Source organism: Rhodococcus sp. NPDC056506 (assembly GCF_042794945.1).
Taxonomy (GTDB): domain Bacteria; phylum Actinomycetota; class Actinomycetes; order Mycobacteriales; family Mycobacteriaceae; genus Rhodococcus_F.
The window spans coordinates 82750-104905 of the sequence record NZ_JBHTSW010000016.1 but is presented as its reverse complement, the minus strand read 5'-3'; the positions used below and the strand labels follow the sequence as shown (position 1 = coordinate 104905).

18 protein-coding genes are annotated in these 22156 nt (G+C 61.5%); 5 read left to right on the top strand and 13 right to left on the bottom strand.

Annotation, left to right across the window (positions count from 1 at the left end):
• Positions 1-81: 81 nt before the first annotated feature.
• From ACFQ6H_RS15610 to ACFQ6H_RS15580, 7 genes are read right to left on the bottom strand one after another with little or no spacing between them, the layout of a single operon-like run.
• On the bottom strand, positions 82-687 hold the full coding sequence (locus tag ACFQ6H_RS15610) for a 3-oxoacid CoA-transferase subunit B (RefSeq protein WP_039973146.1): 606 nt from the start codon (positions 685-687) through the stop codon (positions 82-84).
• Positions 688-728: 41 nt separating this feature from the next.
• Positions 729-1484, bottom strand: a complete 756-nt coding sequence (locus ACFQ6H_RS15605; protein ID WP_042453312.1) for a CoA transferase subunit A — start codon at positions 1482-1484, stop codon at positions 729-731.
• 3 nt (positions 1485-1487) lie between these two features.
• On the bottom strand, positions 1488-2315 hold the full coding sequence (locus tag ACFQ6H_RS15600; protein WP_378647086.1) for an HpcH/HpaI aldolase/citrate lyase family protein: 828 nt from the start codon (positions 2313-2315) through the stop codon (positions 1488-1490).
• Positions 2312-2800: a MaoC family dehydratase gene (locus tag ACFQ6H_RS15595; protein WP_378647084.1), complete on the bottom strand. Its 489-nt coding sequence runs from the start codon at positions 2798-2800 to the stop codon at positions 2312-2314. The genes ACFQ6H_RS15600 and ACFQ6H_RS15595 overlap by 4 nt, the downstream gene beginning before the upstream one ends.
• Positions 2797-3960, bottom strand: coding sequence for an acyl-CoA dehydrogenase family protein (locus ACFQ6H_RS15590; RefSeq protein ID WP_007730190.1), 1164 nt, complete (start codon positions 3958-3960; stop codon positions 2797-2799). The genes ACFQ6H_RS15595 and ACFQ6H_RS15590 overlap by 4 nt, the downstream gene beginning before the upstream one ends.
• Positions 3960-5999: an acetyl-CoA carboxylase biotin carboxylase subunit gene (locus tag ACFQ6H_RS15585; protein ID WP_378647082.1), complete on the bottom strand. Its 2040-nt coding sequence runs from the start codon at positions 5997-5999 to the stop codon at positions 3960-3962. The genes ACFQ6H_RS15590 and ACFQ6H_RS15585 overlap by 1 nt, the downstream gene beginning before the upstream one ends.
• Before the next feature lie 5 nt (positions 6000-6004).
• Positions 6005-7594: a carboxyl transferase domain-containing protein gene (locus ACFQ6H_RS15580; protein WP_378537797.1), complete on the bottom strand. Its 1590-nt coding sequence runs from the start codon at positions 7592-7594 to the stop codon at positions 6005-6007.
• Between the two features lie 98 nt (positions 7595-7692).
• Between ACFQ6H_RS15580 and ACFQ6H_RS15575 the strand changes: the two genes are divergently transcribed.
• Positions 7693-8292, top strand: coding sequence for a TetR/AcrR family transcriptional regulator (locus tag ACFQ6H_RS15575; RefSeq protein WP_378647080.1), 600 nt, complete (start codon positions 7693-7695; stop codon positions 8290-8292).
• A gap of 48 nt (positions 8293-8340) precedes the next feature.
• Positions 8341-9087, top strand: coding sequence for a GTP pyrophosphokinase family protein (locus tag ACFQ6H_RS15570; protein ID WP_024487832.1), 747 nt, complete (start codon positions 8341-8343; stop codon positions 9085-9087).
• A 154-nt stretch (positions 9088-9241) separates the two neighbouring features.
• On the opposite strand, the gene ACFQ6H_RS15565 is transcribed toward ACFQ6H_RS15570, so the two are convergent.
• Complete coding sequence (locus ACFQ6H_RS15565; protein WP_003942027.1) at positions 9242-9502, bottom strand: GlsB/YeaQ/YmgE family stress response membrane protein; 261 nt, start codon at positions 9500-9502, stop codon at positions 9242-9244.
• 188 nt (positions 9503-9690) lie between these two features.
• Here ACFQ6H_RS15565 and dctA point away from each other — a divergent pair, with 188 nt between their 5' ends.
• Entirely contained in the window at positions 9691-11088 is a 1398-nt protein-coding gene (gene dctA, locus ACFQ6H_RS15560; RefSeq protein ID WP_378647078.1) for a C4-dicarboxylate transporter DctA, read from the top strand.
• A gap of 549 nt (positions 11089-11637) precedes the next feature.
• Positions 11638-12492 (top strand): glycosyltransferase family 2 protein, encoded by an 855-nt coding sequence (locus ACFQ6H_RS15555; RefSeq protein WP_230359663.1) that lies wholly within the window; start codon positions 11638-11640, stop codon positions 12490-12492.
• Between the two features lie 45 nt (positions 12493-12537).
• On the opposite strand, the gene ACFQ6H_RS15550 is transcribed toward ACFQ6H_RS15555, so the two are convergent.
• From ACFQ6H_RS15550 to ACFQ6H_RS15540, 3 genes are all read right to left on the bottom strand, one after another.
• The gene (locus ACFQ6H_RS15550) at positions 12538-13818 is read right to left on the bottom strand and encodes a PQQ-binding-like beta-propeller repeat protein (RefSeq protein ID WP_378647076.1); all 1281 of its coding nucleotides are present in this window, start codon (positions 13816-13818) and stop codon (positions 12538-12540) included.
• Between the two features lie 82 nt (positions 13819-13900).
• Entirely contained in the window at positions 13901-15292 is a 1392-nt protein-coding gene (locus ACFQ6H_RS15545) for a hypothetical protein (RefSeq protein ID WP_378647074.1), read from the bottom strand.
• Between the two features lie 187 nt (positions 15293-15479).
• On the bottom strand, positions 15480-17726 hold the full coding sequence (locus tag ACFQ6H_RS15540; protein ID WP_378638545.1) for an MMPL family transporter: 2247 nt from the start codon (positions 17724-17726) through the stop codon (positions 15480-15482).
• A gap of 223 nt (positions 17727-17949) precedes the next feature.
• Between ACFQ6H_RS15540 and ACFQ6H_RS15535 the strand changes: the two genes are divergently transcribed.
• On the top strand, positions 17950-19398 hold the full coding sequence (locus ACFQ6H_RS15535; protein WP_378647072.1) for a hypothetical protein: 1449 nt from the start codon (positions 17950-17952) through the stop codon (positions 19396-19398).
• 54 nt (positions 19399-19452) lie between these two features.
• On the opposite strand, the gene ACFQ6H_RS15530 is transcribed toward ACFQ6H_RS15535, so the two are convergent.
• Entirely contained in the window at positions 19453-20565 is a 1113-nt protein-coding gene (locus tag ACFQ6H_RS15530) for an NDMA-dependent alcohol dehydrogenase (RefSeq protein ID WP_378447253.1), read from the bottom strand.
• A gap of 47 nt (positions 20566-20612) precedes the next feature.
• Positions 20613-22112, bottom strand: a complete 1500-nt coding sequence (locus ACFQ6H_RS15525) for an aldehyde dehydrogenase family protein (RefSeq protein ID WP_019744236.1) — start codon at positions 22110-22112, stop codon at positions 20613-20615.
• Between the last annotated feature and the right edge of the window lie 44 nt (positions 22113-22156).

Here is a 22156-nt window from a genome sequence, read left to right as displayed (position 1 = left end):
ACTATCGGTACACGCCGACAGACCGACGAAAGAACGCGCCGACCAGCGGTCGGCGCGTTCTTCGATTTACGGTACGAAGCTTTAGGAAAAGCCCACACCAGTCACACTCTTCAGGTGCTCGCTGCTGACCCCTGGAGCCAGCTCCACAAGCTGCAGCCCGTCCGCGGTGACGTCCAGCACTGCCAGGTCGGTGATAATCCGGTTGACGACGCTCTGACCGGTAAGCGGCAGCGTGCAGGCCTCGACGATCTTGGGATTGCCGTCGCGGTCGGTGTGCTCCATCACGACGATGACGCGGCGGGCTCCATGGACCAGGTCCATCGCCCCGCCCATACCCTTCACCATCTTGCCCGGCACCATCCAGTTGGCAAGGTCACCGGTCTTCGATACCTGCATCCCGCCGAGCACCGCGGTGTCGATGTGACCACCGCGGATCATGCCGAAGGAGAGAGCCGAGTCGAAGAACGCGGCGCCTGAATTGACGGTGACGGTTTCTTTACCTGCATTGATGAGGTCGGCATCGACCTGATCGTCGGTCGGATACGGTCCAGTACCAAGGATGCCGTTCTCGCTGTGGAGGACCACCTTGACGCCCTCGGGCAGGTAACTGGGGATCAGCGTCGGCAGGCCGATGCCGAGGTTGACGTACTCCCCCGGCCGCATCTCGGCGGCAGCGCGAGCGGCCATCTCGTGGCGAGTCCAACCGATACGGGTTTCCTCTGCACTGGTCACTTGGTGCCTCCTGAGACGGTCCGCTTCTCGATCCGCTTCTCCTGTGGGCCTGTGTGTACGACGCGCGCGACGAACACTCCAGGTAGGTGCACGTGCGCGGGGTCGATGTCGCCCGGCTCGACGAGGTTCTCCACCTGCGCGATGGTGATCCGGCCGGCCATGGCAGCAAGCGGGTTGAAGTTCATCGCCGTCTTGTTGAAGACGAGATTTCCTTCGGTGTCACCGTAGTCCGCATGCACGAGCGCGAAGTCAGCCGTGATCGCCTCTTCCAATACATACGTGCGGCCACCGAACACTGCCGTCGCCTTCGGTGGCGACGCCACGGCGATCGAACCGTCCGCGTTGTATCGCCACGGCAAGCCGCCCTCAGCGATCGGTGTGCCGACGCCCGCCGGCGTGTAGAACGCCGGAATGCCGGTACCGCCTGCTCGCAGCCGCTCGGCCAGCGTCCCCTGCGGCGTCAACTCCACTTCGAGCTCACCGGCGAGATACTGGCGGGCGAACTCCTTGTTCTCCCCCACGTACGACGCCGTCACCCTGGCGATCCGGTGCGCGCCGAGCAGAATGCCGAGACCGTAGTCGTCGACACCGCAGTTGTTGGAAAACACCTCGAGATCGGTGGCGTCGCCGTCGGCGATCGCCGCGATCAGTGCGTCGGGAATACCGCACAGCCCGAAGCCGCCCACTGCGAGCCTGGATCCGCTCGCGATGTCGGCAACTGCCTCAGCTGCCGTATTCACGACTTTGCTCATCCGTTAGTTCTCCTTCTGCTGAAAGATTCCGGCTCGGTGAAGAAGCTTCTCGGCGTGACGAAGAACGGGAGCGTCGACCATCTTGCCCTCGAACGCGAACACACCACGTTCAGTAGACACCGCGGCAAGCACTCGTGTGGCCCAGTCGATCTCTTTTTCCGAAGGTGCGAAGGCACCACGGATGACCTCGACCTGACTCGGGTGGATCGCAACCTTCACATCGAAGCCGACTGCGACAGCATCAGCGGACTCGACGCCCAGGCCGACGAGGTCCTTGATGTCGAGGTACACGGAATCGACAGCCAACCGGCCGTAGCTCTTCGCAGCCAGGAGAGACGTCGATCGGACGTGCTTGGCAACGTCGCGGTACGAACCGTTCGGGTGCCTGCTCGAGTTACCGCCGAGACCGGCCACAAGATCCTCGGCTCCCCACATGACACCGATGGCGTTCGCAGCAAGCGCGATGTCGGCCACGGCGAGGGCTCCTCGCGGGGACTCGACGAGTGCAACCACGTCCGCCGGTGCGAGCGAGAGGACGTCCTCGGCCGATTCGCACTTGGACAGCATGAGACGCGAATAGTGTGTGCCGTCCAGCGCGATCAGATCGAGTTCGTGATCAGGCGTACCGACCGGATTGACGCGCACAATCGTCCAGTCCGGATCGAGAGGAGTGTCGATCAGGGCTGCACGCGCGGCTTCCTTGTCGGCCGGAGCCACCCCGTCTTCGAGATCGAGGATCACGACGTCGGCAACGGCCGCGGCCTTCGCGTAGCGCTCGGGTCGATCCGCCGGGCAGAACAACCACGCCGGCCCCGGCGGCGTCCACGTCATGAGGACACCTCGACCGGGCGAAGCTGCACCAAGGTCTTGCGCGTGGCGAGTGCCACGACGTCACCGTGCTGGTTGCGTCCGGTGTGCACGAGCGTCACGATGCCTTCGCCCGGACGGCTCTTCGACTCACGCTTGTCCGCGATGAGCGTCTCGGCGTACAGGGTGTCGCCGTGGAAGAGAGGCTTCGGAAAGCTGATCTCGGAGAAACCGAGGTTCGCCACGATGGTGCCCTGCGTCAACTGCGCGACCGAGAGGCCAACGATTGTCGAGAGGGTGAACATCGAATTGACCAGCCGCACACCGAATTGAGTGCCTTCGCTGTACGCGGCATCAAGATGTAGCGCCTGCGTGTTCATCGTCAGGGTCGTGAACAGGACGTTGTCAGCCTCGGTCACCGTTCGACCTGGGCGATGCTCGTAGATCGCGCCGACCTCGAACTCCTCGAACCAGAGCCCGCGCTGAGTGATCTTCTTGGGGTTCGTCACAGCCCTGCCTCACGAGCGATGAGCATCAACTGCACCTCGGTGGTTCCCTCACCGATTTCGAGGATCTTGCTGTCACGGTAGTGACGCGCGACGGCGTACTCGTTCATGAAGCCGTATCCACCGTGGATCTGGGTGGCGTCGCGAGCGTTGTCCATGGCAGCTTCGGAGGAGATGAGCTTGGCGATGGACGCCTGCTTCTTGAACGGCTTGCCCGACAACATGAGTGCGGCCGCGTCGTAGTACGCGGTACGTGCGACGTGGGCGCGAGCCTCCATGCGCGCGATCTTGAACGCGATCGCCTGGTTGTGTCCGATGGGCCGACCGAACGCCTCGCGCTCCTTGGCGTACTTGATCGACTCGTCGACGCAGCCCTGGGCGGCACCGACGCTCAGCGCCGAAATAGCGATTCGGCCTTCGTCGAGGATGCGCAGGAAGTTCGCGTAGCCGCGGCCACGCTCACCGAGCAGATTCTCTTCGGGGACACGAACATCGGCGAACGTGAGGGGATGGGTGTCGGACGCGTTCCATCCGACCTTGTTGTATGCCGGTTCGGCCGTGAAGCCGGGCGTCGTGGTCGGCACGAGGATCGTCGAGATCTCCTTCTTGCCGCCGTCCTTGACACCCGTGACCGCGGTGACCGTCACCAGCTTGGTGATGTCGGTGCCCGAGTTGGTGATGAACTGCTTGTTGCCGTTGATGATCCACTCACCGCTGTCGAACTTCGCGGTGGTCTTGGTTCCGCCGGCGTCGCTACCCGCGCCGGGTTCGGTCAGGCCGAAGGCAGCCAACGACTTGCCGCTGGTGAGCTGCGGAAGCCACTCTTGCTTCTGTGCCTCGTTACCGAAACGGTAGATCGGCATGGCACCAAGGGACACACCGGCTTCGAGAGTGATCGCAACACTCTGGTCGACCTTGCCCAGCTCTTCGAGCGCCAGGCAGAGTGCGAAGTAGTCGCCACCCATTCCGCCGTACTCCTCGGGGAAGGGCAGGCCGAACAGTCCCATGTCCGCCATCCCGGCAACTACCTCGTACGGGAAGGTGTGGTTGGCGTCGTGCTCGGCAGCAACCGGTGCCACGACGGTCTTCGCGAAGTCCGCAACCGTCTTGGCGAGCTGCTGGTATTCGTCCGGAAGCGCTCCGGTGGCAAGGTAATCGGACATCAGGCGTCTTCCTTCTGCGTCGTGTTCTCGGTCTTTTCTTCGGCAGTCTCTTCGTCTTGGGCAGGTACCACGCGGGCCAGAACCTGATCCACCATCACCTGATCGCCCTGACGGACAAGCACTTCCACGATCCCGTCGATCGGGGACGTCAAGGAGTGCTCCATCTTCATGGCCTCGACAACGACGAGTGGTTGTCCCGCGCTCACTGCCGCGCCGTTCTCGACGTTGACTGCGATGACGGCACCGGGCATGGGGCTGGCGATTTCGGCGTCACCGGCGTGCTTGTCCTCACCGCGAACGCTGACTTCGGCAACCTCGCGCACGTGCCAGGTTCCGCCGCCTGCCAGCCACAGACCACCATCGGTCTCGGCGACGACAAACGTGCGTCGGCGTCCGTCGATCACCACCGCCAGTTCGGATCCCGTCAGGGTCGCGCTGAATGCGCGAGGCTGTGAACCTTCGACCTCGACCTTTGCATCCGCGGGAACGCCCACGATCGCAACGTGCGCCGTTCGGGTGCCTGCGGAGAGCCTGATGCTGGTCGGAGCGGGAGTTCCGACGCGCCACCCACTCGGCACGTCCCAGGGATCAACGGATTCCGAGGTTGTCCACCGCGAGAGCCAGCGATACGCCGCGGCAGCAATGAGGACCTCGTCGGAGGCATCGGCTGCGACAAAGTCTTCGACGCGACGATCGAGCAGACCGGTGTCGAGGTTGCCCGCGATCACATCCGGATCAGCGAGGAGGAATCGTGCGAACTCGATGTTGGTCACGACTCCGAGCACTGCGGTGTCACCGAGTGCGCGATCGAGCTTGCGCAGTGCGCCCGCGCGGTCGGGAGCGTGGGCGATGACCTTGCTGAGCATCGGATCGTAGTCACTGCCGACGACGGTGCCCGCGAGCAGTCCGGAATCGACGCGCACGCCGGAACCTGACGGCTCGACCAGATCGACGACGCGGCCGCCGGTCGGCAGGAACCCACGGCCCGGATCCTCCGCGTACACACGAGCTTCGATGGCGTGCCCGGTCAGCGTGATGTCGCTCTGGGAGAAGGTCAACTTCTCCCCCGCTGCCACACGTACCTGCCATTCGACCAGATCAAGCCCGGTCACCATTTCGGTGACGGGATGCTCGACCTGCAGGCGGGTGTTCATCTCCATGAAGAAGAACTCGTCCGGCTTGTCGGCGGAGACGATGAACTCCACGGTGCCGGCACCGGTGTAATCGACGCTTCGAGCGGTGTTGCACGCTGCCGCACCGATGCGGTCACGCGTCACCTGATCGAGCAGCGGCGACGGAGCCTCTTCGATGACCTTCTGGTGACGCCGCTGCAGGCTGCATTCGCGCTCACCGAGGTGTACGACGTTGCCGTGCTGGTCGGCGAGAACCTGGACCTCGATGTGCCGAGGCCGCAGGACGAATCGCTCGAGGAACAGGGTGTCGTCGCCGAACGACGACGCGGCCTCACGGCGTGCACTGCGAAGAGCCTCGGCCAGGTTGGCCGGGTCCTCGACCAGACGCATTCCCTTGCCACCGCCGCCGGCCGAAGGCTTGACCAACACCGGGTAGCCGATGTCCTCGGCTGCTGCGATCAGTTCTTCGTCGGTCAGGTTCGGACGAGCGATGCCCGGGACCACCGGCACGTCGAACGCGGCAACCGCGTTCTTCGCGGTGATCTTGTCACCCATCACCTCGATCGCCCGCTCGGAGGGGCCGAGGAAGGCGATTCCGGCGGCCGCACAGGCAGCCGAGAACGCCGAGTTCTCCGACAGGAAGCCGTAACCGGGGTGAATACCCTGAGCACCGGTGGACTTGGCAGCGTCGATGACCTTGTCGATGACGAGGTAGCTTTCACGCGCCGCGGCCGGTCCGATGTTGACGGCAGTGTCGGCCTCGCGGACGTGGCGAGCATTCGCGTCGGCGTCGCTGTAGACGGCGACGCTGCGAATTCCCAACTCACGCAGCGTGCGGATCACGCGAACCGCGATCTCACCGCGGTTGGCCACGAGAACAGTATCGATAGTGCGCAACTCAGTCATTTCGCTCACATCCGGAAGACGCCGTAGGAGACCGGCTCGATCGGCGCGTTTGCGCACACCGAAAGGGCCAGGCCGAGAACAGTTCTGGTATCTGCGGGATCGATGACACCGTCATCCCACAGCCGCGCAGTGGAGTAGTACGGATTGCCCTGAGCCTCGTACTGCTCGCGGATCGGCGCCTTGAAGGATTCTTCGTCCTCGGCCGACCACGGATTACCCGCGCTGTCGAGCTGGTCACTACGAACCGTCGAGAGCACCGAAGCTGCCTGCTCGCCGCCCATGACCGAGATGCGCGCGTTCGGCCACATCCACAGGAAGCGAGGTGAATACGCGCGTCCACACATGGAGTAGTTGCCGGCGCCGTAAGAGCCGCCGATGACAACCGTCAGCTTCGGAACTCGTGCACACGCAACTGCCGTGACCATCTTGGCGCCGTGCTTGGCGATGCCGCCGGCCTCGTAGTCGCGTCCCACCATGAAGCCCGCGATGTTCTGCAGGAACAGCAGCGGCACACTGCGCTTGTCGCACAGTTCGATGAAATGTGCACCCTTCATGGCGGATTCGCCGAAGAGAACGCCGTTGTTGGCGATGATGCCGACCGGATGGCCCTCGATGTGGGCGAAACCGGTGACGAGCGTCTTGCCGTATTCAGCCTTGAACTCCTGGAACGCGCCACCGTCAACGAGCTTGGTGATGACCTCGTGCACGTCGTACGGAGTACGGGGATCGGTCGGAACGACGTCGTACAGCTCGCGCTGGTCGGCGACGGGCGGAACCGTGGAGATGACGTCCCACGGGCGCTCGGAGCGGGGGCCGAGTGTGGCAATGATGTTGCGCACGATCCGAAGTGCGTCGCGGTCGTCCTCGGCCAGGTGATCGGTGACGCCGGAAACCTTGGAGTGCAGGTCGCCGCCGCCGAGCTCTTCGGCCGTGACGATCTCACCGGTGGCAGCCTTCACCAGCGGCGGGCCGCCGAGGAAGATGGTGCCCTGGTTGCGGACGATCACTGCTTCGTCGCTCATCGCGGGCACGTAGGCGCCGCCCGCGGTGCACGAACCGAGAACTGCGGCGATCTGGGGAATCCCCTTGGCGCTCATGGTCGCCTGGTTGTAGAAGATCCGGCCGAAGTGCTCACGGTCCGGGAAGACCTCGTCCTGGCGCGGCAGGAAGGCGCCGCCGGAGTCGACGAGGTAAATGCAGGGAAGGTTGTTCTGCAGCGCAACTTCCTGCGCGCGCAGGTGCTTCTTCACCGTCATCGGGTAGTAGGTGCCGCCCTTGACCGTCGCGTCGTTGGCAACGATGACGCACTCACGACCCGACACACGGCCGATACCGGTGATGACGCCGGCGCCGGGGCACTCGTCGTCGTACAGGCCGTTGGCCGCCAGTGGGGACAACTCGAGGAACGGGCTGCCCTGGTCGAGCAGCGAGTCGACGCGATCGCGCGGCAGCAACTTCCCTCTGCTCACGTGACGCTCGCGAGAGCGCTCGTTGCCACCTAGCGCTGCTTGCGCCAGTTTCTTCTTCAGTTCGTCCACCAGAACGGTGTGATCGGACCGGTAGCCCGATCCTTGCGTGATTCCACTGGGAGTCATCCCGCCGCCTTCGCCATGAGTTAATGCTCGATAACTGAAACTAGATTAACTATGATTAACTGAGTTGTCCAGAACACAAGCGAAGAAAGATCGAGAGAATGACCTCAGAGCAGGTAGCAGCTCCGACGCGACGCGATCAGATGAAGGCCGACCGTCGACGTCAACTCTTGGACGCCGCCGCCCGGTTGATCGCCGAGCGCGGATTCGTGAGTGTGCGGCTCGAAGACCTCGGCGCGGCCGTCGGCATCAGCGGCCCGGCCGTGTATCGGCATTTCCCCAACAAGGATGCCGTCCTCGTGGAACTTCTCGTCGGCATCAGCACGCGCCTGCACGAAGGCGGTTCTGCGGCAGCAGAGGCAGCGGACTCACCGCGCGCTGCTCTCGACGCATTGGTGGAGTTCCACCTCGACTTCGCACTGGGCGAGCCGGACCTGATCCGCATCCAGGACCGCGACCTCGAAAGCCTGCCGGCCGACGCGCGTCGACAAGTACGCCAGACGCAGCGCAAGTACGTCGAGGTCTGGGTCGGGGTGCTCGAGCAACTCGATCCCCAACTCGATCAGGCGGATGCACGCATCAAAGCGCATGCCACCTTCGGTCTGATCAACTCGACCCCACACAGCGCCAACCCCGCTTCGCCGGCACGCGCGCGTCGAGTCCTGCGGGATATGACGCTCGCCGCACTGCGCACCCACTGAAACCGGACACGGCACAATCGGTGGCAGACTGGTTACACCAGCTAACAGATGAGGGTGCCGAACGTGGAAGACAGCAGTGGGGTCAGCAGGGCCGATTTCGCCGAACTGCGGACCGAGTTCTCCCGCTTCATGATGTTGTACCAATTCGGAATCTCCGAACTGATGACCAAGGTGAACATTCTCAAGGACGAGTTCACGCACATCAATCAGTACAGCCCCATCGAACACGTCACGTCACGAGTCAAGTCGCCGGACAGCATCCTGCGCAAGGCTCAGCGCCTGAACGTCCCGCTCACGATCGACGACATCTCGAAGAACATCTTCGACATCGCCGGAGTACGCATCACCTGCAGTTTCATTTCCGACACGTACCGCATAGCCGAGATGCTCACCAGCCAGACGGACCTTCGGGTGATCGAGCGCGAGGACTACATCGCCGATCCGAAACCCAACGGCTACAAGAGCTTGCACCTGATCGTCGAGGTCCCCGTTTTCATGAGCGACCGCGTCCGGCACGTTCCGATCGAACTCCAGATCCGCACCATCGCGATGGACTTCTGGGCGAGCCTCGAACACAAGATCTACTACAAGTACAACCGCGAGGTTCCCGTCGAACTCCTCGACGAACTCACCGAGGCTGCGGCCGCGGCACACCGTCTCGACGTGAAGATGGAACGACTCAACGACGAGTTCGCCAAAATCAAAGCGCTACCGCATCCTGACGACGAAATCCTCGAGCAGGATCTACCGGCGCAGTTCCTCGAGGCCTTGCATCTTCAGCGACGGGCGCTCTGAATTTGCACGCCCTCCTCTGAGCGAACGCGCCTTTCGGCGCATCTGAGGCGACGAGAGTGCCGTTCGCTGACATCTGGGGTCGGACAACTAGGGCAAACCAAAAGTGCGCCCTCCCGAACTTCGGGGGGCGCACTTCGCGAATTGCGTTGGCTTGCTATTTCTTGCCGGTGACGGCGCTGTAGCCGATCGAGAGCACGGCCGCCGCGGCGATGCTGATGATCCAGCGGATCCAGTCGATTCCACCCGTGTCGCCCTTGTCCGAGATCGCTCCCCAGACCCAGTACCCGATAAGCGCTCCGGCGATACCCAGCACGACGGTCACGATCATGCCGTACTGCTGCTTACCTGGCAGTACGAGACGAGCCAGGATTCCGATGACTGCGCCGAAAATGATGGTTCCGATAATTTGCCCCATGACAGCCCCTCTCACACGTCGTGCATGCACGCGGACGGAAGATCACCGCTCAGGGAAACAATAACCACAGTCACACACAACTGTCGCTTGTTGACCGAATTGTTGTCCGAGATGCAACCTGGACGTGTTACACGCAGGACATTCGCGAGTTATTCTTTCGCAATCAAGCAGACCTAGCGTTCTCGTCCATGGCCACTTCCGTAAAACTGCCGAACAGCGAGCTCGCGCGACTCGCCAACAAGCCGCCCTGGTACCGATCACTGTTCGTGCAACTGATCGCCGCTATCGTCATCGGTGTCCTCATCGGCTGGTTGTGGCCGGAATTCGGCGCGAATCTCAAGCCCCTTGCCGACGGGTTCATCAAGCTGATCAAAATGCTGATCGCGCCGATCATCTTCTGCACCGTCGTGATCGGGATTGCTCACGTCGGGGATCTGAAGGCCGTGGGGCGTATCGGCGTCAAAGCACTCATCTACTTCGAGGTAGTGACCACCTTCGCCCTGTTGTTCGGGCTGCTCATCGGAAATCTGATGAAACCGGGTGCGGGATTCAACATCGATCCGGAGACGCTGGCGAACGGTGCGGACGCCGTGGCCGCCAAGACCGGAAGTGGCGAACTCCCCCACACGGTCGAGTTCCTGCTCAATATCATTCCGGTGTCGATAGTTTCGGCCTTCGCCGAGAACGCTCTCCTCCAAGTCCTCTTCTTCGCAGTACTGTTCGGACTCGCCTTGGCCAAGGCAGGCGAGAGCGGCCCACCGATCGTGTTCGAACTCGTTGATCGTCTGAGCCATCTGTTCTTCACGATCATCGGCTGGATCATGCGACTGGCGCCGTTGGGCGCTTTGGGCGCGATGGCGTACATCGTGGGCCAGTACGGGATTGCTTCACTCGGAAGCTACGGAAAGCTGATCGCCGCATGCTATCTCGCGGCCTTCCTGTTCATCCTCATCCTGGCCGCGATAGTCAGGTATTTCGCGGGCGTGAACCTGTGGAAGTTCGTCAAGTACATCAAGGACGAACTCTTCCTCGCGTTGGGAACGGCGTCGACCGAAGTAGTTCTGCCCCGAATCATGGTCAAGCTCACCAACGCCGGATGCTCGCGCACGACAACAGGATTGGTGGTGCCTACCGGCTACTCGTTCAATCTCGACGGCGCGACGCTGTACCTGTCGATCTGCATGCTGTTTCTGGCTCAGGCACTCGGCGTGGATCTGACACTCGGTGAACAGATCACTGCCGTCCTGGTACTGATGCTCACGTCGAAGGGAATGGCAGGGGTACCGGGATCGTCCTTCCTGGCGCTGTCCGCCACTGTGGCCGCAATCGGTCACGGCGCAATTCCGGTCGCCGCAGTCGCCCTCCTACTGGGCGCCGATCGAATCATGGACTCGATGCGGGTGTCGGTAAACCTGCTCGGGAACTGTGTCGCAACCTTCGTGGTCGCCAATTGGGAGGGGCAGCTCGACAAGGAGCGCATGCGCCGAGTGCTTGACGGCGAGGATGTTCCATCGCTCGCGGAAGTCGATCCGATCACGGGGAAAACCGTTCCGGCACCCGAAACCGAAGGCATGCTGACCCAGTAGGTAGGTGCCGGCTGCCGGTTGCACATCGGAAATCGGTGCTGAAGAGTCGCGGGGGCGGACTTCACTGGAAAATCCAGACCGACAGCTACAAAGGCAAATATTTGCAGATGGCGGCAACCTTGCCGTCAAGGGTCCGTTGAATCTACAAATATGGCACTTGCGCTGCACCGACTCCACTTCATTGAAAAGCGACTTGCGACATCTAGATATTGCCAGGTGGTTGCCGCAGTGGCGATTCACAATTCAGCGAACTACCAGCATTATATTTGCCGGAATTAAAAGGACTAAAGTCCGGTGTTCAACCGACGAATAGACTCGAGTGGGTAAAAATCAATCAGTTCCGAAAGCCTTATCTGCATGCATTTATGCCGTGCCAGCTGCACTTATGCTGATAGTTTCCCGCAATAAGCTGTTGCGGGATTGATCATATGGCCATCGCTTCAAATTGTCCGAATGGTCACCTATTGCTATCGTAACCTTTGCGAAGGACTGGACCCAATTGCCCAGCAAAGGAATACAGTGACCGCATCCATGCAGGATATTGAACACTTGTCCACTAATCGACTTTCGGTGGTTGTTCCGGTATTTAACGAAGAGAACGCGGTTTCCGGCTGCATCGAGCGTCTACTGACCCAATCGGAAATCGATGAGATTCTGATTGTCGACAACAACTCGACGGACGGTACTGCATCGATCATCCAGGAGTTCGCCGAAAAGTACGACAAAGTCAGATACGTCTTCGAGGCCCGCCAAGGCGTGGTACACGCCCGGAACGCGGGCTTCGACGCCTCGACCGGCAATATCATCGGTCGTATCGACGCGGACACACGGGTACAACCGGGATGGGCAGATGCGGTCAAGGGTTTCTTCCAACGCAGCACCGCTCATTCAGCGGTTGCCGGACTCACCTACCTCTTCGAATCGCCGTTTGCTCGAATCCACCGCTACGCACTGGACAGGCAGGTGAAGCAGGGGAAGTTCGATTGCGAACGTCAAGTACTCGCTGTCGCCGGAGCGAACATGGCGATCAGAAAGAGCGCATGGCTGTCCGTCCGCGAGCAAGTCAGTGACCGGCCTGACATCCACGAAGATATCGACCTTTCACTGTGCCTTCGGGAGGAAGGGATGACGATCGGTCAGATCGCCGACATGCGAGCAGAGACGTCCGGTCGACGCGGTGAAACCCCTCCGTTGGAGTACCTGAAGTACAACCAAGCATCCGAATCGGTTCTGCACCTTCACAACATCATGAATTGGCGCCTCAAACTGACCATCTGGGGCGACTCGATGCTCCACGCGCTCGTGTGGCCCGTCTACCGCATCTACAACTTCGAGCAGGAGCGCCTGGAGTTCAGGCGCTTGTTCGGCATGTCGAAAGGTCGAATCATGCCAGTTCACCAGTAAACCATCGAGTTTCGCTAATTACCGAAGGTTCGCAGACACCGAGTTTCACGACAGTTTCAACGCCGTGATGCGGTCTTCACTGGAACGCAACAGCACCTTGTCCCCCGCCCACAGCTCCCGCGGCATCGCCCAGGGGGTGAACTCGTCGTCCCCGTCCTGATCCACCCCAACCTCCCAACTACGTTGGCCCGTACGGACATCCGTTCCGTAGACGTTTCCCTCGTCGATAACGACATCGCCGTGCCAGACAACCTCTCCGGCGCGCTCGGCGTTCGATCGCCACAGGACCTCACCGGTGAAGAGGTCCACGAACTGGACGTCGGGCTCGGAACCGGAACGGGTCACGGCGACCACGTTGCCGATCACCGCCAACGACTGTGCGGTGTCGAAGACTTCACTGTTGGACCACAATTTCTCGCCGGACTTCCGGTCGAAACCGCTGTGTCCCAGAATGATCGGAGTCGATCCGCCGACAGGTTCATCTCGACTGTATCGCCCACCGTAGTGCGAGGACTCCGAGGGCAGTTCGTCCGTCCTGGCGAACTCGCGCCCGTTCTGATCGAGTGCGTACTCACTTGTCGGGCGACCGTTGCCTTCGCAACCGCCGTCCGACACCAAGGTCACACCGTCCGACGATGTGTGCGCGGTCGAACAGGTGGAGTAACCGTGTACCCACCGCTGTTCGCCGGTCTTCAGGTCGAATCCCAAGGACTCGTCGAGAGCGATCACACCGAGGTCGCCGTGAACCGACATCACCGGATCGGCATATCCGGCCTCCCACGATCCGCCGATGTCGAACGCTTTGGACCAGTTCGCTTCCGGATCGTCGACGGTTCCGCTGTGCACGCGAACGTCGTTGCTCTCGATATCCCCTTCGAGCGCGAGGACGGTGTCGCCTGAGACAACCGCGATGATCGGCGACCACGGCGTCTTGATGTCTCGCCGCTCTCCCGTATCGATGTCGAACAGCGAGTACGAACCACCGGATACGTACGGTCCGGAGAAACAGAGCACCGAGTTGCCGAGCAGAGTCTCGGAGCAACCACCGATGTCGACCGCCGACGCGCGCCAACGAACTGTGCCGTCTTCGGCGTCCAATCCGACCAATTCTGCGTCGTCCAACGAATTCGCCTGACGATCCGGCATACCGATCATCGTGACCACGAGTGATCCGGCGTCGATGAATCCGCCCATGTCCATGTTGAATTCGGTGCCGACAAGTGGGCTCCGAAAGATCGCGAACTCGCGTCCGAGAATCTCGGAGGCCTCGTCGCTCCATAGCGGCGACGAGATCGCTGTCGGTTCGGAACTCGTCGACGTGACCACCGTGGCGATGGCGGCAGTGACGGTAAAACTACCGCAGCGGCGGCCGCGATCCGAAGGCGGGCTTTCGGGGAGTACCTGTTGGTCATCGAATCTCCAGGCCGTCGGTCGTCGCGAGAAACTCCAACTGCTCGAACGTCATCGGCACGTTCGGTTCCTCGGCCGTCGAGCTCACCGTTACTTGCGTCCCACCCGTGTGGGTAACTACTACAGACCTGTGGACATTCTCCCAGCGACTCTCATCACGTTCGATCACGGATCCATCTTCAGTGGTCTCCATCGAGAGCGGGTGTCCGTCGTACGAAGGGTCGTACTTGTTCGGAGGTGCGGGAAGCGGTTGTCCGCTGGTGATCGAGATACTCAGACCCGACTCGTTGCCGCCCGACCGTGCAACGAGATCCTGGCACGCGGTGGTGGTGTCGTTTTCGGCAAGAACCAGATCACCCAGCTGACTGCCGAGGTCAGGCGCGTCTGGCGGTGCTGCGCGCCAACCTGATCGGAGCGCTTCACCGAGCGCGTCTACGATTCCTCGATCCAGTTCCCGCCCTGATGACTCGTCCGCCCAACCGCCGCAATCAATCTGAAGCGGAGCAGTGCCTGGTGGAATAGGCGCGGTGATTCGCAGCTGTGTCATTTCGACAAGGGTTGCAAGTTCGTCAAGCGTCAGTGGCACCACGCCGGAACTCTCGGCGTCCCGACCTCCGTCGTTGTTCGTGTCGTTGACATACGCCTGGATACGGGTCCCGTCGATTCCGTACAGCATCGCCGACCGACCAAGAGTGCGTACACCATTGGTTTCGCTCCACGTATCCTGCAGGTCCACCACAGACTGGTCGGCCAGCACCCGACGTTCGACGAGCGACCCCGCAACACACGATGGGATCGGATCAGAACTCGAGTGCAGCATCAGGCTGAGCGCGCCGATCTTCCCGTCCCGAACCAGCGTCCCGGACGCAGTGGTGGACGCCAGATCCTCGAGCGAGAACCCCTCGGGCAGGCCATCTGTGTTCGAAGGCGCATAGATCGGCCCGAACTGGAGCGAATTGCCCGGGCTGGCGAACTTCAGCTCGACGTCGTGCGGCAGCGCCTGTTTGACCGCGTCAGACATCGCTGCTGCCTTGGCGCTCGAGAACCACGGAAAGCGTGGATCGTCGTACGTGTTGGATCCGTCCAGAATATAGGAGAAGAACGAATCCTCCTCTGGCGCTTCGACGCTCTCACAACCCGGAATGGTGGTCGGGTACACCGCGGTCGGCGTGACGTACGAGAATTCAGGTGCGTCTTCGGCGAACCCACCGTCCGGCGTAGACGTCACGCTGACAGACGTCGATGCAGCTACCGAGATGTTGTCGGACTCCGAGCCACTCCACCGATCCACGAACCCGGCAACCACTGTGCCGCCGGCGATCAGGGAGACGACCGTCAACGCGAAGGTCCACGTCTCCGCACGCTTCGAATCGGTTTGCTCGTTCGGCACGAGTCCTCACAGTCATCGTCACGGCTCGCCCCCGGTGCGCGTCGCCTCTGGAAGTCCTGTCGCGATCACAGCAATTTCTGTTACCAACCGGATGGTTTCCTATTTGTGTCAGCGCCATCCAGACACAAATGAACGGGGTGCCAGTTGCTCTGCAACCGGCACCCCGTTCGTTTCACGACCTGAGTGCTTACACCCTGACAGGAACCTTATTCGGGTCTGGATCGGAGTCCGGGTCTTGATCGATCGGAATCCGCCGAATCGCTTCACCCTCGATGTCGACATTCGGCAGGATCTTGTCGAGCCACGCGGGCAACTTCCACGCCGAATCACCGAGAATCGACATGACCGCAGGGATCACGATCATGCGGATGATGAAGGCGTCGAAGAAGACTGCCGCCGCCAGACCGAAGCCCATCATCTTGCTTGTCGTCTCCGAGGACAGCATGAATGCGCCGAACACGGAGATCATGATGATCGCCGCCGACGCGACCACGCGAGCACCATGGGTGTAGCCGGAGACGATGGCGTCCTTGGCCGACAATCCGTGCACATATTCCTCGCGCATTCTCGTCACGAGGAACACTTGATAGTCCATCGCCAACCCGAACACCACGCCGATCATGAAGATCGGTAGGAACGAAATGATCGGTTGAGTGTGCTCGATCAGCCCGAAGTCGCCTTCTTGGAAAATCGCCACCGTGGCGCCGAAGGTCGCACAGACGGAGAACAAAAATCCGAGAGTTGCGGTCAGCGGCACCAGGATCGAGCGGAAGACGACCATCATGATGATGAACGCCAGCCCGACCACCACGATCAGATAAGGGATGAGCGCGGAACTGAGCTTCGACGACATGTCGGCAACGATCGCGGTTTGACCCGCCACACCGAGTTCAGCTCCCTCCGACTTCACCGTCGATCCGTAGTCACGAATCTGATTCATCAGTTCGTGGGTTTCGGGTCCACTCGGGGACATCTGCGGGGTGACGGCGATCAGGGCAGAGTTGGCGCCCGCCATCGGGTTTGCCGCGTCCGGTCCGTTTCCGACCCACATCAGCTGATCCGGCGTTGCGACGTTGTCGAGGCCCTTGATGTGCGCGACAGTGCCTTCGGCAATCGCGGTGATGTCGGTACCGTCGGGTGCATCGAGCACGACGAACAACTCACCGTTGACGCCTTCACCGAACCCTCGTTGCAGTAGGGCCAGCGCCGGTCGCTCTTCGTCCTGAGTGAAGGAGAGTCCGAGTTCGAGCTTGGTCATCGGAATAGCCGCGATCACCAGGAGAACCAGAGCAGCACCAGCGATCGGCCACGGGTATTTGGTGACTATCTTGGCCCAGCGATGACCGTTGGATTCCATCGTCTCGGGCTCGTCACCGTGGCGAAGGCCGGGGATACGAGGCGAGAACGCGAATCGGCCGAAGATACCCAGGACAGCCGGGATCAACGTGATTGCGCCGAGGACAGCGATGATGACGGCAACGGCTGCAGAGATTCCCATCTGGGTGATCATTGGAACCCCGACCACCGCCAGGGCTGCCAGCGCGACCACAACCGTCAGGCCGGCGAAGACGACGGACGAACCGGCAGTACCCACTGCGCGCCCGACTGCTGCTTCCCTCGTTCCGCCCAAATTGAGCTCACTGCGGTAGCGCGAAACGATGAACAACGCGTAGTCGATCGAGACTGCGATGCCGATCATCGTGACGATTCCTGTGACGCCTTCGTTGATGTCGAAGAAGCCCGAACCGAGTGTGACCGTCAGAGTGGCCAGCGCAATTCCCAGAATTGCAGTGAACAACGGAATGAAAGCCGCAATGAGCGCGCCGAACGCCACGATCATCACGATGAACGCCACCGCGAAGCCGAGCATCTCCGACAGACCGCCTGCGGCCTGCACCTGCATCATGGAGCCGGTGCCTTCGACTTGCAGGCCACCGGTGCGGAATTTTGCCATCAGGTCGAGGAACGCCGTCTTGTTGGCCTGCGTCTGATCCTCGATGCGAATCGACTGATTGAGCTGGATCAGCCCGACCTTGCCGTTGTCCCCGAGAACGGCCGACGCCACCGCCGGATTGGCCTCCGCGAGAGTCACCGGGTTGACGATCTTCTCGGGATCGACGATGTCCGGCAACGTCTTCGCCTGCGCGATCAACTGGTCGATCTGATCGCTGTGTGCGGCAAGTCCGTCGTCTGCCGCGATGAGAATACTGGTCGACGCCTGAGTTTGCTGCTCGGCTGCCGCTGCAAAGTTCTCGTTCATCAACTCGGTCGCACGTTGGGAATCAGTGCCCGGAAGATTGAATTCTTTGGAGAACGTCGGATTTGTGGCGCTGATTGCGCCCCCCACCACCGCGATCACGATGATCCACGCGGCCACCACAAGATACTTGTGGCGGAAAGCAAACTTCCCCAACCTGTAAAGATACGTAGCCAACGTAGGCCTCTCTCGCCGTGGACTGGTCTGTCCGAAGAACACGGAGTCTTTCGGTGCCAAGGTCATACGGTACGGACCGATCGGCCCGTTGGCACCCGGTATATCTGCGAAAACGGCATATCCGACGCGCCTTCGTCTCGTTTTCAGACCGCTCGGTACCGTGGACACGACACGGGCAGGCGCCTCACCAGAGCAGACGCCACGGAGCACGAAAGGCAATTCCATGAATCACGGCCAGGCCGTCGATCGCGATCTCCTCCTTGCCGGCCAACAGCGACTCGACGCACTGGGTCCACGATTGACTGGATCGCCTTCACACCACGCTGTGGTGCAAGAAGTCGCGAACGGACTGACCGAACTAGGCCTCGACGTCCGGCGTGATTCACACACTTTCGAACGCTGGGATCTACCGGACACATCTGAGGGGCTTCGCATCGAATTGCCGACGGGACCGATCAGCGTTTCGTCCGCATTTCCCTACTCCGGATTGACCGGGCCACAGGGAATCTCCGCTCCCCTGGTCTACGTCAGCGCGCGACGCCCCAAGTGGTCGGCGGCCAAGGGCGCGATCGCAGTGATCGAGGTCCCGCACATCGATCTTCCCCGCAAGCTACTGGTCAGCGAGTGGGGCCCGATCGCCACCGACGAGACACTTCGAAATCCGGTTCTCTCCGCAACACTTCTGGGCCCGAAGCTAGACAAGGCCCGCAAGGCCGGTGTCCTCGGCGTGATCGCGGTGTGGCGTGACATCGCTCCGGACAACGCACTGGGACAATATCTTCCGTTCACGCAGCCATATCACGACATCCCCGCCGTCTGGGTGGCCGGCGACGAGGGCGCGAAGGTTGTCGCTGCAGCTCGTTCCGGTCAGCTGGCGACTCTGGTACTGGACGCGACTCTGCATCCGGACATCCGGACTGACACGGTGTGGGCAGTGTCCCCCGGAACCTCACCCGAAGAGACGATTCTGCTCATCACTCACAGTGACGGAACAAACGGCGTCGAGGAGAACGGCCATCTGGGAATGTTGGCGTTGGCGCGCCACGCCGTCGCGCAGCCGCATCGACGGTCGTACGTTTTTGTCCTGACGACTGGCCACCTTCGTATTCCAGCGGTGTCCAAGCACGGACAGGCAACGTCCACCTGGCTCGAAGCGCACCCCGAGATGTGGAAGGGCGAAGCCGGACAGTCGCGCGCAGTAGCGGGGATCGCAATCGAGCACCTCGGCGCACTGGGTGACACCGAGGACAACTCGACCGGCAGCTATACGTTGGAGACCACTCCGGAACCGGAACTGCTCTACGCGACGAGCCGAGAAGTACACAACATCGTTGCACCGCTGTGGCGCGACATCGGGGCGGGCGATCGCCGAATCGTGGCGCCAGGACCGGTCATTCATTTCGGTGAGGGCGAACCACTGTTCGAGCGGAAGATCCCGGCAGTCGCCTTGGTGACGGCGCCGCAGTACCTGCTCGCTCTGCGTGATGCCGACGCCGTAACGCACGTCGACCTGGACGCGATGATCAAGCAGATCGAAAGCTTCCGGGATCTACTCGACGCATTCGATGCGACCGACACCGCGTCTTTCGGTCCGGTGGTCTCGCGCTCGGTGTTCGCGAAGTTCTCGGCGCTACTTCAGTTGATGCAGATTTTGTCGAAAGCCAAGAAATAGTGCTGTGCGCCTTTATTAACCGCCCGCGGTTAATAAAGGCGCACAGCAGTTGTCCTACTTGTCGTGAATGATCACGCCACGGATGTTCTTGCCGTCACGCAGATCCTGGTAGCCCTGGTTGACGTCTTCGAGGCTGTAGGTATTGGTGATCAGTTCATCGAGCTTGAGCTGACCGGCATCGTAAAGACGCAGCAGTCGGACGATGTCGTACTGCGGGTTCATCGAACCGAACAGCGTGCCCTTGATCGTCTTCTGATTCAGTGTCAGGTCGGTACCCGACACGTGAACGGTCAGCTTGGCCGGATCGGCGAGACCCGTGATCACGACAGTGCCACCCTTACCGATCACTGCCGTCGCTGCACTGACAACGTCCTCGTCGACGGTGCCGACAAGGATGAGCGCAGCGTCGGCGCCCTGTCCCCAGGTCAGCTCGTTGACCTTGGCAGCCGCACTCTCGGCATCTGCAAAGGCATGCGTGGCACCGAATTTCAGTGCGGTGTCACGCTTGAGAGCAACCGGATCGACCACCACTACGTACTTGCAACCAGCCGAAACAGCACCCTGGACCGCGTTGATGCCGAGACCACCGATGCCGTAGATCACCGCGGTGTCACCGGCGCGAAGGTTACCGGCGTTGACGGCGGTGCCCCAGCCCGACGGCACACCGCAACCGACGACCACTGCGGTCTCCAACGGAAGCCAGTCGTCGATCTTGACAACCGAGTGCTGCGAGATGGTGGCCCGCTCGGAAAACGTTCCGAGCATGCACATTCCGCCGAAGTCCAGACCGTTGCCATGGAAACGGAAGGACCCGTCGGGCATGGAACCTTCGAGGATGGTGGCGCCCATGTCACACAGGTTCTGGCGACCGGTCGAGCAGTAGCGACAGGTGCCGCAGTTGGGAATGAAACTACACACGACATGATCGCCCGGCTTGACCTTCGTGACGCCAGGGCCGACCTCTTCGATGATGCCCGAGCCTTCGTGTCCGCCGACGATCGGATAACGCGGCGGGAGATCACCGTCGGTCAGGTGCAGATCCGAATGGCACAGTCCGGCCGCGGTGTACTTGATCAGTACCTCACCCACACCCGGGCCGTCGAGGTCGAGTTCCATGATCTCGAAAGGCTTTCCGGGCTCGAGCAGTACAGCAGCTTTGGTCTTCACTGGTGATCTCCTTGATTGTCGGACGAGAGAATGAGCGATGAGGTCGGTCAGAGGGCGATGTTGACGGCCTTGGTCTGGGTGTAGAGATCGATGGCCGAAGCGCCGAGCTCGCGGCCCCAGCCGGACTGCTTGTATCCGCCGAAGGGCATCGCGGTGTCGAAGCCGTTGTACTGGTTGATCCACACCGAGCCGGCCTTCAGACGCTTTGCCGTGCGATGCGCCTTGGAGATGTCCCGGGTCCAGATGCCCGCAGCGAGGCCGTAGATGGAATCGTTTGCGGCAGTGATCGGTCCGTCGTCCGCGTTGAACGGCAACGCCGCCACGACCGGTCCGAAAATCTCCTCCTGGACGATGGAGAATTCAGGCTTGACGTCGACGAAGACAGTGGGCTCGACGAAGTAGCCCTGATCGCCCCAGCGGTTACCGCCCGTCAGTGCGCGTGCGCCGTCGGCGATTCCCTCACGGAGGTAGCCGGTGACCTTGTCGAACTGCTCCTGCGAGACCAGCGGTCCGAGCTGGGTGGTGGGGTCGAGGCCGGGCCCGATCTTGACCTGGCTCGCAGCGTGCGCGACAGCCTCGGTGAACTTCTCGAAGATGGTGTCCTCGACGTACAGGCGAGTGCCCGCAACGCAGCACTGTCCGTGGTTGAACAGCCACGCGTTGAGCGAACCCTCCACCGCGGAATCGAAATCCGCGTCGGCGAACACGATGTTGGGGCTCTTGCCACCGAGCTCGAGCGTGACCTTCTTCAGATTGCCCTTTGCAGCGTCGACGATCTTCTTGCCCACCTCGGTAGAACCGGTGAACGCGACCTTGTCCACGTCGTCGTGCCCGGACAGGGCAGCACCGGCATCGCCGAATCCGGGAACGATGTTCACGACGCCAGGAGGGAAGCCGGCTTCTTCGAATACCTCTGCGAGAAGAAGTGCGGTGAGCGGGGTCTGCTCTGCGGGCTTGAGGATCACGGTATTGCCGGCAGCGAGCGCGGGTGCGAGCTTCCACGACGACATGAGCAGCGGGAAGTTCCACGGGACGATCAGTCCGCAGACGCCGATCGCCTCACGCAGTGTGTATGCATGAAACTCGCCGCCCGGAGAGAATGGCATCGACACGTTGACAGTGCTGCCTTCGATCTTGGTGGCCCAGCCTGCGTAGTAGCGGAATACGTCTGCGGCCCAAGCCACGTCGACGGCGGTGGCGATGGCAACGGACTTGCCGTTGTCGAGAGCTTCGAGCTGACCGAACTCTTCGGCGCGGGCACTGAGAATGTCGCCGACGCGCCAGATCATCCGCTCGCGCTCGTTTGCCTTCATGCGTGACCAGGGGCCGTCTTCGAAGGCCGTGCGAGCGGCGCGCACTGCGCGGTCGATGTCTTCGGCCTGTCCGTGTGCCACGTCTGCGAGCTTCTGTCCGTCAGCCGGGTTGTACGTCGCGAAGGTCTGACCCGAAGCGGCGTCGACGAATTCACCGCCGATGTAGAGCTTCTTCGGTCCGTTCAGGAAACCCTGTACCGCGGAACTGATGGTGTGTTCGGCTACTGCCGTCATCGGAAACTCCCCTGAAGTAGTGAGGTGCGAATGTGATGCACGCC

What these genes read in the sequence shown, in the direction of transcription:
- ACFQ6H_RS15610 (WP_039973146.1), bottom strand. Translation starts at nt 687, where the DNA reads ATGGCCGCTCGCGCTGCCGCCGAGATGCGGCCGGGGGAGTACGTCAAC.
- ACFQ6H_RS15605 (WP_042453312.1), bottom strand. Translation starts at nt 1,484, where the DNA reads ATGAGCAAAGTCGTGAATACGGCAGCTGAGGCAGTTGCCGACATCGCG.
- ACFQ6H_RS15600 (WP_378647086.1), bottom strand. Translation starts at nt 2,315, where the DNA reads ATGACGTGGACGCCGCCGGGGCCGGCGTGGTTGTTCTGCCCGGCGGAT.
- ACFQ6H_RS15590 (WP_007730190.1), bottom strand. Translation starts at nt 3,960, where the DNA reads ATGTCCGATTACCTTGCCACCGGAGCGCTTCCGGACGAATACCAGCAG.
- ACFQ6H_RS15585 (WP_378647082.1), bottom strand. Translation starts at nt 5,999, where the DNA reads ATGACTGAGTTGCGCACTATCGATACTGTTCTCGTGGCCAACCGCGGT.
- ACFQ6H_RS15580 (WP_378537797.1), bottom strand. Translation starts at nt 7,594, where the DNA reads ATGACTCCCAGTGGAATCACGCAAGGATCGGGCTACCGGTCCGATCAC.
- ACFQ6H_RS15575 (WP_378647080.1), top strand. Translation starts at nt 7,693, where the DNA reads ATGACCTCAGAGCAGGTAGCAGCTCCGACGCGACGCGATCAGATGAAG.
- ACFQ6H_RS15570 (WP_024487832.1), top strand. Translation starts at nt 8,341, where the DNA reads ATGAGGGTGCCGAACGTGGAAGACAGCAGTGGGGTCAGCAGGGCCGAT.
- ACFQ6H_RS15565 (WP_003942027.1), bottom strand. Translation starts at nt 9,502, where the DNA reads ATGGGGCAAATTATCGGAACCATCATTTTCGGCGCAGTCATCGGAATC.
- dctA (WP_378647078.1), top strand. Translation starts at nt 9,691, where the DNA reads ATGGCCACTTCCGTAAAACTGCCGAACAGCGAGCTCGCGCGACTCGCC.
- ACFQ6H_RS15535 (WP_378647072.1), top strand. Translation starts at nt 17,950, where the DNA reads ATGAATCACGGCCAGGCCGTCGATCGCGATCTCCTCCTTGCCGGCCAA.
- ACFQ6H_RS15525 (WP_019744236.1), bottom strand. Translation starts at nt 22,112, where the DNA reads ATGACGGCAGTAGCCGAACACACCATCAGTTCCGCGGTACAGGGTTTC.